The sequence below is a fragment of the Klebsiella sp. CN_Kp104 genome, assembly GCF_040064515.1.
Classification (GTDB): domain Bacteria; phylum Pseudomonadota; class Gammaproteobacteria; order Enterobacterales; family Enterobacteriaceae; genus Klebsiella; species Klebsiella aerogenes.
Map to the genome: position 1 here is coordinate 1 of NZ_JBEAII010000006.1, position 14,865 is coordinate 14,865.

General features: G+C 57.5%; 12 protein-coding genes. 8 read left to right on the forward strand and 4 right to left on the reverse strand.

Going from position 1 to position 14,865, the window contains the following annotated elements:
• The 4 genes from ABLU80_RS09065 to citS all read right to left on the reverse strand — a co-directional run.
• On the reverse strand, positions 1-400 hold a 400-nt coding region (locus ABLU80_RS09065; protein WP_348849911.1), incomplete at its 3' end, for a sodium ion-translocating decarboxylase subunit beta.
• Between the two features lie 15 nt (positions 401-415).
• Positions 416-2,182, reverse strand: coding sequence for a sodium-extruding oxaloacetate decarboxylase subunit alpha (gene oadA / locus ABLU80_RS09070; protein WP_348849912.1), 1,767 nt, complete (start codon positions 2,180-2,182; stop codon positions 416-418).
• Between the two features lie 15 nt (positions 2,183-2,197).
• On the reverse strand, positions 2,198-2,446 hold the full coding sequence (locus ABLU80_RS09075; protein ID WP_015703617.1) for an oxaloacetate decarboxylase subunit gamma: 249 nt from the start codon (positions 2,444-2,446) through the stop codon (positions 2,198-2,200).
• Between the two features lie 157 nt (positions 2,447-2,603).
• Entirely contained in the window at positions 2,604-3,944 is a 1,341-nt protein-coding gene (gene citS, locus ABLU80_RS09080) for a citrate/sodium symporter CitS (RefSeq protein WP_042893961.1), read from the reverse strand.
• A 255-nt stretch (positions 3,945-4,199) separates the two neighbouring features.
• On the opposite strand from citS, the gene citC reads away from it, so the two are divergent.
• The 8 genes from citC to carB all read left to right on the forward strand — a co-directional run bounded on the left by citC (position 4,200) and on the right by carB (position 14,778).
• Complete coding sequence (gene citC / locus ABLU80_RS09085) at positions 4,200-5,228, forward strand: [citrate (pro-3S)-lyase] ligase (protein WP_059444358.1); 1,029 nt, start codon at positions 4,200-4,202, stop codon at positions 5,226-5,228.
• 30 nt (positions 5,229-5,258) lie between these two features.
• Positions 5,259-5,552, forward strand: a complete 294-nt coding sequence (citD, locus tag ABLU80_RS09090; RefSeq protein ID WP_012542888.1) for a citrate lyase acyl carrier protein — start codon at positions 5,259-5,261, stop codon at positions 5,550-5,552.
• The gene (gene citE, locus ABLU80_RS09095) at positions 5,549-6,418 is read left to right on the forward strand and encodes a citrate (pro-3S)-lyase subunit beta (RefSeq protein WP_015368307.1); all 870 of its coding nucleotides are present in this window, start codon (positions 5,549-5,551) and stop codon (positions 6,416-6,418) included. The genes citD and citE overlap by 4 nt, the downstream gene beginning before the upstream one ends.
• A 10-nt stretch (positions 6,419-6,428) precedes the next feature.
• Complete coding sequence (citF, locus tag ABLU80_RS09100) at positions 6,429-7,955, forward strand: citrate lyase subunit alpha (protein WP_045411537.1); 1,527 nt, start codon at positions 6,429-6,431, stop codon at positions 7,953-7,955.
• Between the two features lie 19 nt (positions 7,956-7,974).
• The gene (gene citG / locus ABLU80_RS09105; protein ID WP_015368305.1) at positions 7,975-8,883 is read left to right on the forward strand and encodes a triphosphoribosyl-dephospho-CoA synthase CitG; all 909 of its coding nucleotides are present in this window, start codon (positions 7,975-7,977) and stop codon (positions 8,881-8,883) included.
• A gap of 227 nt (positions 8,884-9,110) precedes the next feature.
• Positions 9,111-9,932 (forward strand): 4-hydroxy-tetrahydrodipicolinate reductase, encoded by an 822-nt coding sequence (gene dapB / locus ABLU80_RS09110; protein WP_260842117.1) that lies wholly within the window; start codon positions 9,111-9,113, stop codon positions 9,930-9,932.
• A gap of 455 nt (positions 9,933-10,387) precedes the next feature.
• On the forward strand, positions 10,388-11,536 hold the full coding sequence (gene carA, locus ABLU80_RS09115) for a glutamine-hydrolyzing carbamoyl-phosphate synthase small subunit (protein WP_015704367.1): 1,149 nt from the start codon (positions 10,388-10,390) through the stop codon (positions 11,534-11,536).
• A gap of 17 nt (positions 11,537-11,553) precedes the next feature.
• Entirely contained in the window at positions 11,554-14,778 is a 3,225-nt protein-coding gene (carB, locus tag ABLU80_RS09120) for a carbamoyl-phosphate synthase large subunit (protein WP_015368300.1), read from the forward strand.
• The last annotated feature ends 87 nt before the right edge of the window (positions 14,779-14,865 follow it).

A 14,865-nucleotide genomic window follows, 5' to 3' on the forward strand; every position in this document is an offset into this window, starting at 1 on the left:
CCGAGCCAATCGCCACCTTATAGAAGATGGCCAGCACTCCGGAGGAGTAGCCCATGTCCACCGCCAGTGTCTCCATCTGCCCCTGTACCGACGGCAGGGCCAGCGCCAGCGCCTCCTTGATGGCGTGGACGTCCGGCGCGCAGTTAAGCTTCGCGGCAATCACCGCCAGCTGGACCGGGTCGTGATGGGCCAGCAGGTTTTCCAGCGCGCTCAGCGCCAGCCCGGCCTCCGGGATATTGGAGAGCAGGCCGCCGAAGCCAATCGGCAGCAGCAGTAACGGCTCGAACTTTTTAGCAATCGCCAGCCACAGCAGCAGCAGGCTGACCAGCAGCATCGCCGCCTGGCCGGCCTGCAGGTGCATCAGCCCCATGCCCTGAATCAGGGCGTTCAGACTTTCCATTTGCGCTCCTCGTCCTTACGCCAGCTGCAGCAGGGTGTCGCCGACCGCCACCGCATCGCCGGATTTCACTGCGATACCGCGTACGGTACCGGCCTGCGCGGCGCGGATTTCGGTTTCCATCTTCATGGCTTCCAGAATCAGCAGCACCTCGCCTTCCGCCACCGCCTGGCCTTCGCTGGCCAGCACCTTCCAGATGGTGCCCGCCAGCGGCGCGGTCACCGGGGTGCCGGCGCCGGCCGGGGCGGCAGCCTGAACCGGTGCGGAAGACGGGGTGGCCGCCGTCAGCTGGCTGACGTCGCCGCCGTCGCTGACCTTGACCACGAAGGCTTTGCCTTCCACTTCCACGGTGTAGACGCCGGAGGCGGCGGCTTTTGCCGGCGCGGCAGAGGTGGCTTCTTCCACCTGCGGCACCGGCTCAAAGGCCGCCGGGTTGTGGCGGTTTTCGAGGAACTTCAGGCCGATTTGCGGGAACAGCGCCACGGTGAGCACGTCGTCGATGGCGTTTTCAGAAAGCGTGATGCCCTTCTCCTGCGCCTGGCTTTTCACGTCGGCTTCCAGCGCGGCCAGCTCCGGCTTCAGCAGGTCGGCCGGGCGGCAGGTGACGGCGTCGGTGCCATCGAGCACCCGCGCCTGCAGGGCGGCGTTAACCGGCGCCGGGGTGTGGCCGTATTCGCCTTTCAGGATACCGGCGGTCTCCTTCGCAATGGTTTTGTAGCGTTCGCCGCCCAGCACGTTGAGCACCGCCTGGGTGCCGACAATTTGTGAAGTCGGGGTGACCAGCGGGATGAAGCCGAGGTCCTCACGCACGCGGGGGATTTCCGCCAGCACCTGGTCCAGCTTATCGGCGGCGCTCTGCTGCTTCAGCTGGCCTTCGAGGTTGGTGAGCATGCCACCCGGCACCTGGGCGACCAGGATACGGCTGTCGGTGCCTTTCAGCTGGCCTTCGAAGGCGTGGTATTTTTTGCGCACCTCGCGGAAGTACGCGGCGATGCTCTCCAGCTTATGGATATCGAGGCCGGTGTCGTACGGCGTGCCGGCGAGGGTAGCCACCAGCGCTTCGGTGGCCGGGTGGCCATAGGTGGCGCTCATCGAGGAGATGGCGGTATCGACGCCGTCGACGCCGGCTTCAATGGCCTTCAGCAGTGCCATCTCCGCCATGCCGGTGGTGGCGTGGCAGTGCAGGTGCAGGGTGACGTCATAGCGTTTTTTGATTTCGCTGACCAGCTCAAAGGCGGCATGCGGGGTGAGGATGCCGGACATGTCCTTGATGGCGATGGAGTCGACGCCGGTCTCCAGCAGTTGTTCGGTGAGGTCGAGCCAGGTCTGCAGGGTGTGCGCCGGGCTGGTGGTGTAGCTGAGGGTGCCCTGGGCGTGGGCGCCGTAGCGGCGGACCGCCTGCAGGGCGGCCTGCATGTTGCGCGGGTCGTTCATGGCATCAAAGACGCGGAACACGTCCATGCCGTTTTTGACGGCGCGCTCCACAAAGCGCTCCACTACATCATCGGCGTAGTGGCGGTAGCCGAGCAGGTTCTGGCCGCGGAGCAGCATCTGCAGCGGAGTTTTCGGCATTGCCTTTTTCAGCTCGCGCAGGCGGACCCACGGGTCCTCGCCGAGGAAGCGGATGCAGGCGTCAAAGGTGGCGCCGCCCCAGCATTCGAGGGAGCGGTAGCCGACGTCGTCGAGCGCAGCCGCAACGGGCAGCATATCGTCGAGACGCAGACGGGTGGCGAACAGGGACTGGTGGGCGTCGCGCAGGACGACATCGGTAATGGCAACGGTCATGAATTCCTCCGTGAATTAAGAATTAAGGCGGCGATGGTGGTGAATGGCGGCGACAATCGCCGGCTTTAAACGAGCGAAGTCGTCGGCGGGCGCGACGGCCGCGGGCGCCGGTTTGGGCGCGGCAGGCGGCTCAGGGAACAGACGGGTAACGGCGAGAGACATTCCCCGGATGGCGAAAATGAGCAGCAGCAGAAACGCCAGCACGAAGCCCATGCCGAGGAACATCAGGGTGAAGCCTTCGCCTAACAGAACGGCATCAGTCATAAAAAATCTCGAATAAGGGCACGATGGCGCGTTGGTTGGCGAGCTTGTCGACGCTTCCGGCTAAGGAGCAGGGTGGATTTCCCGCAGCCGCCCCCGGCGCTGGTCCCTGACTGGGTCAACTTCTTCGGCCGCTCAACGGCGCCATCGTGCGTATGGGTTAAATCATCATGCCGAACACGATGCTGGCGATGACCAGCACAATACCGCCGCCCAAACGGGAGGAGATTTGCGCATAAGAGATAAGGCTCATACGGTTACAGGCAGAAAGAACTTCCAGGTCGCCGGAACCGCCGCGGTTAGCCATACACAGGCCAGCGGTGATCGCTGATTCAATTGGGAAGAAGCCCATCATCCAGCCGCCAATCGCCGCGCCGATCACTGCGCCGATAACGATAATGGCGGCGATAACGACGTTAGCGAAGGTGATGGCGTTGATGATTTCCTGCAGGTCGGTGTAGCAGACGCCGACGCCGACCATCAGTACCCACAGCAGCTGTTTAGAGAAGAAATCAGACAGACGCTTGGCGCCGGCTTTGATTTCCGGTGAACACAGGCCGGAGGCGTTCAGCGCTGCAACGATCAGCACCATCCACGCGAAGTAGTGAATCGAAACGCCGCCAATGCTTGGCAGGATTTTCTTCGCGACGACGTACGCCAGCAGGAAACAGGTCGTGGCAAGCACCAGACCGACGGCGGTTTCACGATGCGTGATTTGTCCCGCTTTCTCGTCATCTTCGACTTTGAACGAGGCTTTACGCACCAGTTCGCCTTCGCCGCTCATCCAGGTGTGTTTTTTGCCGATGATATCGAGGACGGCGGCAAAGACGATGGCGAAGATGTTAGCGATGGTCAGAATAGCGATAGCGGTTGAGTAGTACTCTTCGCGAGAACGACCGGTGACGGAGTGATAGATCTCCGACAGCGGAACCGCGCCCGCGCCGTTGCCGCCACCCATGATCGGCAGGACATACAGCATCATGATGCGATCCACCGGAATGCCGAACACCAGGCCGATAGCGATGCCGAAAATAGACGCGCCGACAATGCCCATCAGGATGGTTGGAATATAGCCGAGCAGAGATTTCAGCAGCAGCCGGCGGTTCACCGACAGAATTGCTCCGGTAATTAATACCGCGATGAATAAGTTAAGGAAGTTACTCTTATCCATAACGTTGCTGATAGCATCGATTTCTTTCTGCGTAAAAATACCGGCGTAAACAAAATAAGCGGCTACCAGGAAAATCATTACTGGAGCACCACCTATATATTTGTTGAATATTGGCAGGCGTTTGCCAATTTCACCGAATATAGCGCCGATGATAAACATGATGGCAAAACCGCCGACGATGTCGGTGGGTAAAGCGTTATAAAAATGTGAAAGTAATAGCGTAATTAACGCAAACGCGTAAAGGGGAAGCGGCATGCCGAAGATTTTAAATCCCAGCAGGTCGCTAACACCCTTCTTCTCCGTCGCCGGAGCCTGACTCATGTTAGTCATAAACGTTTTCCTGTTTATTGATGGAGTAATAATACCGGCGCATAGTAATAAATAGCTTTAGTGGTAAGGTGTGATTACCTTCACTGAATACTCGTGTTTTTTATTAATTTAATTGGTTTAATGATGCTGAATTAATTAACAACATAAAAACCATAAAGCCAATTAAGCCACGAGAAAAACTGTGACTTAAATACAAGTATCAACAGCCGAACGCTGGCGAAATACAGTTCGTTTTGGAATAACGAAGCGCTAAAAATGACTCTGATATTAAAACGCGTTCAGCTATTAAAAGATAAACCGCGGCGAGAAGCGATCGATCGGTTTCTTCGCCAGCATCAGCTGTCGTTAGAAGCCGACTGTGAAATGGCGATCGTCGCCGAGTATCAACAGCGGCTGGTCGGCTGCGGTGCTATTGCCGGCAATGTACTGAAATGTATTGCCATCGATCCCTCGCTGCAGGGGGAAGGGCTGAGCCTTAAATTACTGACCGAGCTCCTGACGCTGGCCTATGAATTGGGGCGCAGCGAACTGTTTTTGTTCACTAAACCTTGCAATGCCGCGCTATTTTCCGGCGCCGGCTTCTGGCCGATAGCCCAGGCGGGCGACCGCGCCGTGCTAATGGAAAATAGCCGCGAACGACTGACTCGTTACTGCCGACAGCTGGCGATGTATCGTCAGCCGGGAAAAAAAATCGGCGCTATCGTGATGAACGCCAACCCCTTCACCCTTGGCCACCGCTGGTTGGTGGAACAGGCGGCCAGCCAGTGCGACTGGCTACATCTGTTTGTGGTCAAAGAAGATGCGTCCTGCTTTTCCTATCACGATCGCTTCAAACTCATTGAACAGGGGATTGCCGGCATCGATAACGTGACGCTGCACCCCGGTTCGGCGTATCTGATCTCGCGGGCGACGTTCCCCGGCTATTTCCTGAAAGAGCAGGGGGTGGTTGATGACTGCCACAGCCAGATTGACCTGCAGCTCTTCCGCGAGCGCCTGGCCCCGGCGCTGCAGATCACCCATCGCTTTGTTGGCACCGAGCCGCTGTGTCCCCTGACTCGTAATTACAACCAGCGCATGAAGTCACTACTGGAAGCGCCAGGCGAGGCGCCGCCCATTGAAGTGGTTGAGCTGGCGCGAATCGAAAAAAATGGCGGGCCCGTGTCGGCCTCCCGAGTACGCGAACTCTATCGACAGCGCAACTGGCAGGCGGTCGCGGCGCTGGTACCGCCGGGGACCCTCTCTTTTCTGATGCAACTGGCGGAAAGCGAACATCAAACCGCCTGATTTTTATGCCCTAACTAAGGATTTTCCCCTATGGAAATGAAGATTGACGCCCTGGCCGGCACGCTGGAGTCCAGCGATGTGATGGTCAGGATTGGACCGGCGGCGCAGCCGGGCATTCAGCTGGAAATCGACAGCATTGTGAAACAGCAGTTTGGCGCCGCAATTGAGCAGGTAGTCAGAGAAACGCTGGCGCAGCTTGGCGTGAAGCAGGCCAACGTGGTGGTCGATGATAAAGGCGCGCTGGAGTGCGTACTGCGGGCCCGCGTACAGGCCGCGGCGCTGCGCGCGGCGCAACAGTCCCAATTACAATGGAGCCAGCTATGAAACCACGTCGCAGTATGCTGTTCATCCCTGGCGCCAATGCCGCCATGTTAAGCACTTCATTCGTTTACGGCGCCGATGCGGTGATGTTCGACCTTGAAGATGCCGTTTCGCTACGCGAAAAAGATACCGCCCGCCTGCTGGTGCATCAGGCGCTGCAGCATCCGCTGTATCAGGATATCGAAACCGTGGTGCGCATTAACCCGCTGAATACGCCGTTCGGTCTCGCCGACCTTGAAGCGGTAGTCCGCGCGGGCGTGGATATGGTGCGTCTGCCGAAAACCGACAGCAAAGAAGATATCCATGAGCTGGAAGCGCATGTTGAGCGGATTGAACGCGAGTGCGGCCGGGAAGTGGGCAGCACCAAGTTAATGGCGGCGATCGAGTCGGCGCTGGGCGTGGTGAACGCGGTGGAGATCGCCCGCGCCAGCCCACGTCTGGCGGCGATCGCGCTGGCGGCCTTCGATTACGTTATGGATATGGGCACCTCCCGCGGCGACGGTACTGAACTGTTCTACGCCCGCTGCGCCGTGCTGCATGCCGCGCGCGTTGCCGGCATCGCCGCCTATGACGTGGTGTGGTCGGATATCAATAACGAAGAGGGCTTCCTGGCGGAAGCTAATCTGGCCAAAAACCTCGGTTTTAACGGCAAATCGTTGGTTAACCCACGACAAATTGAACTCCTGCATCAGGTCTATGCCCCGACGCGCAAAGAGGTCGATCACGCGCTGGAAGTGATTGCCGCGGCGGAAGAAGCCGAAACGCGAGGTCTTGGCGTGGTATCGCTGAACGGCAAGATGATCGATGGACCGATTATCGACCATGCTCGCAAAGTGGTGGCGCTCTCGGCTTCCGGTATTCGTGATTAAGGGGAATAAGATGAAAGAGACAGTAACAATGCTTAATCAGCAGTACGTGATGCCGGAAGGGTTAGCGCCTTATGCGGGCGTGACGGCGAAAAGCCCGTGGTTGGCGAGCGAAAGCGAAAAACGTCAGCGTAAAATCTGCGATTCGCTGGAAACGGCGATTCGTCGTTCCGGTTTGCAAAACGGCATGACCATTTCGTTCCACCACGCGTTTCGCGGCGGTGACAAAGTCGTCAATATGGTAGTGGCGAAGCTGGCGGAAATGGGTTTTCGCGATCTGACGCTGGCATCCAGTTCGCTGATCGACGCCCACTGGCCGCTGATCGAGCATATTAAAAATGGCGTGATCCGCCAGATCTACACCTCCGGCCTGCGCGGCAAGTTGGGCGAGGAGATCTCCGCCGGTTTAATGGAAAACCCGGTACAGATCCACTCCCACGGCGGTCGCGTACAGCTGATTCAAAGCGGCGAGCTGTCGATTGATGTCGCGTTTCTCGGCGTTCCTTGCTGCGATGAGTTTGGCAACGCCAACGGCTTTAGCGGTAAATCACGCTGCGGTTCGCTGGGCTACGCGCGCGTTGATGCGGAACATGCCAAATGCGTAGTGCTGCTGACCGAAGAGTGGGTGGATTATCCTAACTATCCGGCCAGTATCGCCCAGGATCAGGTCGATCTGATAGTCCAGGTGGACGAAGTCGGTGATCCGGAAAAAATCACCGCTGGCGCGATCCGTCTGACCAGCAACCCGCGTGAGTTGCTGATCGCCCGCCAGGCGGCGAAAGTCGTTGAGCATTCCGGGTACTTTAAAGACGGTTTCTCGCTGCAGACCGGTACCGGCGGCGCCTCGCTGGCGGTGAGCCGCTTCCTCGAAGATAAAATGCGCCGTAACGGTATTACCGCCAGCTTCGGCCTTGGCGGCATCACCGGGACGATGGTTGACCTGCACGAAAAAGGGTTGATTAAAACGCTGCTCGATACCCAGTCGTTTGATGGCGACGCGGCGCGTTCATTGGCGCAGAACCCAAACCACGTTGAGATCTCCACCAACCAGTATGCCAGCCCGGGCTCTAAAGGCGCCTCCTGCGAGCGCTTAAACGTGGTGATGCTCAGCGCGCTGGAAATCGATACCGACTTTAACGTTAACGTGATGACCGGCTCTAACGGCGTGCTGCGCGGCGCGTCCGGCGGCCATAGCGATACCGCCGCCGGTGCGGATTTGACCATCATTACCGCGCCATTAGTTCGCGGCCGTATTCCCTGCGTCGTGGAAAAAGTGCTGACCCGCGTCACGCCGGGAGCCAGCGTAGATGTGCTGGTCACCGACCATGGCATAGCGGTAAACCCGGCGCGCCAGGATCTGATCGACAATTTGCGCAACGCGGGCATTCCGCTGATGACTATTGAGGAACTGCAGCAGCGTGCGGAACTGCTAACTGGCAAGCCGCAGCCGATCGAGTTTACCGATCGGGTGGTGGCGGTGGTGCGCTATCGCGATGGCTCCGTGCTTGATGTTATTCGTCAGGTGAAAAACAGCGACTAAATGCAGAGGGGGAAGGGCAATGAGCGAAGTGTTAATCAATCCGCAGCGTTCGCTGCGCGTGAAACCGCTGAACGCTGAAGAGGTGGTCAGCGCGGTAGAGCGCGCGCTGTTGACCGAAGTTCGCCTGACCCCAAAGCCCGGGTTGGTGGATATTCGTAACGCTGGCGCCCATCACGATATGGACCTGGCCTCGTTTGAGGCCAGTACCGCGGTGGTGGCGCCGTGGATGGAGAAATTTTTCATCATGGGCCACGATACCGCGGCGATCGTGCCGGAACAGGTGTTAATGATGCTGCGTCCAGTGGGAATGGCCTGTGAGAACGATATGCTGGAGGTCACCGGCGGGGTGAATACCCATCGCGGGGCGATCTTCGCTTTCGGTTTGCTGAGCGCGGCGGCGGGAAGGCTGGTATCGAAAGGGGAGCCGATTGAACAGCATCGGCTGTGCGACCAGGTGGCGCGATTCTGTCGCGGCATGGTTATGCAAGAACTCTCCGCTTCCAGCGGCGAACCGTTAAGCAAAGGCGAAGCCCATTTTCTACGTTATGGTCTCTCCGGCGCCCGCGGCGAGGCTGAGAGCGGCTTTCGTACCGTGCGTACCCAGGCGCTACCGGTGTTCAACCGCATGATGGAAGAGACTGGCGATAGCAACCTGGCGTTGCTGCAAACCTTGCTGCATCTGATGGCGTGGAATGATGACACCAATCTGGTCTCACGCGGCGGGCTTGCCGGCTTGAACTTTGTGCAGCAGGAGGCGCAGCGGCTGTTGTGGCAGGGCGGCGTCATGGCTGACGGCGGGCTGGAGGCGTTGCGTCAATTCGATGACGAACTGATTGCCCGCCACCTTAGCCCCGGCGGCAGCGCCGATTTGTTGGCGGTAACCTGGTTTTTGTCCGCTTTTCCCGCCGGTGAGCTTTTCCCTCTTTGATTTAGTACAACAACGCCTTAGCCCGCACCGCGCGGGCGGGGCGCTACCGTACCCCCACCCGAATTCCACTACTTAAACGCCGAATCGCGGCACAATCATATAGTTTTTACTGATATCGACCGCCGTTTGTCATAAATTTCTAATTATCGGCGTTTTTGAGTAGCGGCTATGCAACGGGCTGGTTACTCTGAAAACAATTCACGTGAAGTTAACAAAAGAGAATAGCTATGCAAGATGCACAAATCCGCGTGGCCATCGCCGGCGCGGGAGGCCGGATGGGACGCCAGTTAATTCAGGCTGCGCTGCAGATGGAAGGCGTGGCGCTTGGCGCGGCGCTGGAGCGCGAAGGTTCAAGCCTGGTGGGCAGCGATGCGGGCGAGCTGGCAGGCGCAGGCAAATCAGGCGTTACGGTACAAAGTAGCCTGGCGGCGGTAAACGATGATTTCGATGTATTGATCGATTTTACTCGCCCGGAAGGCACGCTCAACCATCTGGCTTTCTGCCGTCAGCACGGCAAAGGGATGGTGATCGGCACCACCGGTTTTGATGATGCCGGAAAGCAGGCGATTAGCGATGCCGCGCAGGACATTGCCATCGTCTTTGCCGCTAACTTTAGCGTTGGCGTCAACGTGCTGTTAAAGCTGCTGGAGAAAGCGGCGAAGGTGATGGGCGATTATACCGATATCGAAATTATCGAAGCGCACCACAGGCATAAAGTGGATGCGCCATCAGGTACCGCGCTGGCGATGGGCGAGGCGATCGCCGGGGCATTGAACAAAGATCTGAAGGACTGCGCCGTCTACAGTCGTGAAGGTCATACCGGCGAACGCGTTCCGGGTACCATTGGCTTTGCTACCGTTCGCGCGGGCGACATCGTCGGCGAACATACGGCGATGTTCGCCGATATCGGGGAACGTATCGAAATTACCCACAAGGCTTCCAGTCGGATGACTTTTGCCAATGGCGCCGTTCGTTCTGCTTTATGGTTGAAAGACAAAAAAAGTGGTCTCTTTGATATGAAAGATGTGCTTGATCTGAATGTTTTATAATGATTATTACCCATCGTGATGTGGTTATTGCATTCAATATGTGATTGATTGCAAAGGGCAATATTTTATTGCCCTTTTTTATTTTTGCATCTTGAACTGTTTTTCTTTGTTAGTGGTTTAAAAATCTGACTTATCTCATTATTTATGGTTATTAGATTGTAAATTTTGACCATCTGGTCCACTTTTTTCCCCTCCGGTGAGTGATTTTACAGTTTTCCACGCCCGCAAGCGTTTTCTCAACCAGGTTAGTTGATCTTTTTACCGTAAAAATCGCCCGTTACGCGCCAGTGGCGTAAAATAAGGTTAAAAATATCTGCTTTAAGTTGACTTTTACCCGACATCTCTCCAGAATGCCGCCGTTTGCCAAAATTCTGCGGGCAAAAATTTGCATTGATTCAGATCTATGTCTGAATTAATATGCAAATAAAGTGAGTGAATATTCTCTGGAGGGTGTTTTGATTAAGTCAGCGCTTTTGGTTCTGGAAGACGGAACCCAGTTTCACGGTCGGGCCATCGGGGCAACCGGCACGGCGGTTGGGGAAGTCGTTTTCAATACTTCAATGACCGGTTATCAAGAAATCCTCACTGATCCTTCCTATTCCCGCCAAATCGTCACTCTTACTTATCCCCATATTGGAAATGTCGGCACCAACGCCGCCGATGAAGAATCTTCTCAGGTACATGCACAAGGTCTGGTGATTCGCGACCTGCCGCTGATTGCCAGCAATTTCCGCAATACCGAAGACCTTTCTTCTTACCTGAAGCGCCATAACATTGTGGCCATTGCCGATATCGATACCCGTAAGCTGACGCGTTTACTGCGTGAGAAAGGGGCGCAGAATGGCTGCATCATCGCCGGCGATAATCTTGATGCCCAACTGGCGCTGGAAAAAGCCCAGGCATTCCCTGGTCTGAACGGCATGGACCTGGCGAAAGAGGTCACGACCGCAGAGACTTACGCCTGGACCCAGGGGAGCTGGACACTGGCGGGCGACCTGCCGGAAGCGAAGGCGGAAAGCGATCTGCCGTTCCACGTCGTGGCTTATGACTTCGGCGCCAAGCGCAATATCCTGCGGATGCTGGTTGACCGCGGCTGCCGCCTGACTATCGTTCCGGCGCAAACGTCGGCAGAAGACGTGCTTAAACTGAATCCGGACGGTATTTTCCTGTCTAACGGCCCTGGCGACCCGGCGCCGTGCGATTACGCCATTGCGGCGATTGAAAAATTCCTCACCACCGATATTCCGGTCTTTGGCATCTGTCTCGGCCATCAGCTGCTGGCGCTGGCGAGCGGCGCGAAGACCATTAAGATGAAATTCGGCCACCACGGCGGTAACCACCCGGTTAAAGATATCGATAACAATGTAGTGATGATTACCGCTCAGAACCACGGCTTTGCCGTTGACGAAGCGACGCTGCCTGCCAACCTGCGCGTGACCCACAAGTCACTGTTCGACGGTACCCTGCAGGGGATCCATCGTACCGACAAGCCGGCGTTTAGCTTCCAGGGGCACCCTGAAGCGAGCCCGGGTCCGCACGATGCCGCGCCGCTGTTCGACCACTTTATCGAGTTAATTGAGCAATACCGTCAGTCCGCGAAATAATCAGGAGTAAAAGAGCCATGCCAAAACGTACAGACATAAAAAGTATCCTGATTCTGGGCGCGGGCCCGATTGTTATCGGTCAGGCGTGTGAGTTTGACTACTCTGGCGCCCAGGCCTGTAAAGCCCTGCGCGAAGAGGGTTACCGCGTTATTCTGGTGAACTCTAACCCGGCGACCATCATGACCGACCCGGAAATGGCCGATGCGACCTATATCGAGCCGATTCACTGGGAAGTGGTGCGTAAAATTATCGAAAAAGAGCGTCCGGACGCGGTGCTGCCGACCATGGGCGGCCAGACCGCGCTGAACTGCGCGCTGGAGCTGGAGCGTCAGGGCGTGCTGGCAGAGTTCGGTGTGACCATGATTGGTGCGACCGCCGATGCGATCGATAAAGCGGAAGACCGCCGTCGCTTCGACGTGGCGATGAAAAAAATCGGTCTCGACACCGCGCGTTCCGGCATTGCGCACACCATGGAAGAAGCGCTGGCGGTGGCCGCTGAAGTTGGCTTCCCATGCATCATCCGTCCGTCCTTTACTATGGGCGGCACCGGCGGCGGTATCGCCTATAACCGCGAAGAGTTCGAAGAAATCTGCGAACGCGGCCTGGATCTCTCTCCGACCAACGAACTGCTGATTGATGAATCGCTGATCGGCTGGAAAGAGTACGAGATGGAAGTCGTACGCGATAAGAACGACAACTGCATCATCGTCTGCTCGATTGAAAACTTCGATGCCATGGGGATTCACACCGGCGACTCCATCACCGTCGCCCCGGCGCAGACCCTGACCGACAAAGAATACCAAATCATGCGTAACGCCTCGATGGCGGTACTGCGTGAAATCGGTGTGGAAACCGGCGGTTCTAACGTACAGTTCTCGGTGAACCCGAAAGATGGTCGCCTTATCGTTATCGAAATGAACCCGCGCGTATCCCGCTCTTCGGCGCTGGCCTCAAAAGCGACCGGCTTCCCGATTGCCAAAGTGGCGGCGAAGCTGGCGGTAGGTTACACCCTCGATGAGCTGATGAACGACATTACCGGCGGCCGTACTCCGGCTTCCTTCGAACCGTCCATCGACTATGTTGTGACCAAAATTCCACGCTTTAACTTTGAAAAATTTGCTGGCGCTAACGACCGTCTGACCACGCAGATGAAATCCGTCGGCGAAGTGATGGCGATTGGTCGCACGCAGCAGGAATCTCTGCAGAAAGCGCTGCGCGGCCTGGAAGTGGGCGCCACCGGCTTCGACCCGAAAGTCAGCCTCGACGATCCGGAAGCGCTGACCAAAATCCGCCGCGAGCTGAAAGACGCGGGCGCCGAGCGTATCTGGTACATCGCTGATGCCTTCCGCGCCGGCCTCTCCGTCGACGGCGTCTTCAACCTGACCAATATCGACCGCTGGTTCCTGGTACAAATCGAAGAGCTGGTGCGCCTGGAAGAGAAAGTGGCGGCTGTGGGCATCAACGGCCTCGACGCTGACTTCCTGCGCCACCTGAAGCGTAAAGGCTTTGCCGATGCGCGTCTGGCGAAACTGGCGGGCGTGCGCGAAGCGGAAATCCGCAAGCTGCGCGATCACTACAACCTGCACCCGGTCTACAAGCGCGTGGATACCTGCGCGGCGGAATTCGCCACCGATACCGCCTACATGTACTCTACCTATGAAGACGAGTGCGAATCCAACCCGTCGGTAGACCGCGATAAAATCATGGTGCTCGGCGGCGGCCCGAACCGTATCGGCCAGGGTATCGAGTTTGACTACTGCTGCGTACACGCTTCGCTGGCGCTGCGCGAAGACGGTTACGAGACCATCATGGTCAACTGTAACCCGGAAACCGTTTCGACCGACTACGACACCTCCGACCGTCTGTACTTCGAGCCGGTAACGCTGGAGGACGTACTGGAAATCGTGCGCATCGAGAAGCCGAAAGGCGTCATCGTGCAGTACGGCGGCCAGACCCCACTGAAGCTGGCGCGTGAACTGGAAGCCGCAGGCGTGCCGGTTATCGGCACCAGCCCGGACGCCATCGACCGCGCTGAAGACCGCGAGCGCTTCCAGCATGCGGTTGACCGCCTGAAACTGAAGCAGCCGGCGAACGCCACCGTGACTGCGATTGAGCAAGCGGTTGAGAAGGCAAAAGAGATCGGCTATCCGCTGGTGGTTCGCCCGTCTTACGTGCTCGGCGGCCGCGCGATGGAAATCGTTTATGACGAAGCTGACCTGCGCCGTTACTTCCAGACCGCGGTGAGCGTTTCTAACGATGCGCCGGTACTGCTGGACCGTTTCCTCGACGACGCGGTTGAAGTCGATGTTGACGCTATCTGCGATGGCGAAATGGTGCTGATTGGCGGCATCATGGAACATATCGAACAAGCGGGCGTGCACTCCGGCGACTCCGCCTGTTCTCTGCCAGCCTACACTCTGAGCAAAGAGATTCAGGATGTGATGCGTGAGCAGGTGCAGAAACTGGCCTTCGAACTGCAGGTTCGCGGCCTGATGAACGTACAGTTCGCGGTGAAAAACAACGAAGTGTACCTGATTGAAGTCAACCCGCGCGCGGCGCGTACCGTACCGTTCGTCTCGAAAGCCACCGGCGTACCGCTGGCGAAAGTGGCGGCACGCGTAATGGCCGGTAAAACCCTGGCGCAGCAGGGCGTCACCAAAGAAATCATCCCGCCGTACTACTCGGTGAAAGAGGTGGTGCTGCCGTTCAACAAATTCCCGGGCGTTGACCCGCTGTTAGGGCCGGAAATGCGCTCTACCGGGGAAGTGATGGGCGTGGGCCGCACCTTCGCGGAAGCGTTCGCCAAAGCGCAGCTGGGCAGCAACTCCACCATGAAGAAACAGGGCCGCGCGCTGCTCTCCGTTCGCGAAGGCGACAAAGAGCGCGTTGTCGACCTGGCGGCAAAACTGCTGAAACAGGGCTTCGAGCTGGATGCAACCCACGGTACCGCGATTGTTCTGGGTGAAGCCGGTATCAATCCGCGTCTGGTGAACAAGGTGCATGAAGGTCGTCCGCACATTCAGGACCGTATCAAGAATGGCGAATATACCTACATCATCAACACCACCGCAGGACGTCAGGCGATTGAAGACTCCAAGCTGATTCGCCGCAGCGCGCTGCAATACAAGGTGCATTACGACACCACCCTGAACGGCGGCTTCGCCACCGCGATGGCGCTGAATGCCGATGCGACCGAGAAGGTGATTTCGGTGCAGGAAATGCACGCGCAAATCACCAAATAAGCGTACCGGCCGGGCCGGATAGCGACACACAGGGGCTGACGATATCGTCGGCCCTTTTTTTTATGGCAATCATCTTCGGAGAGTTCT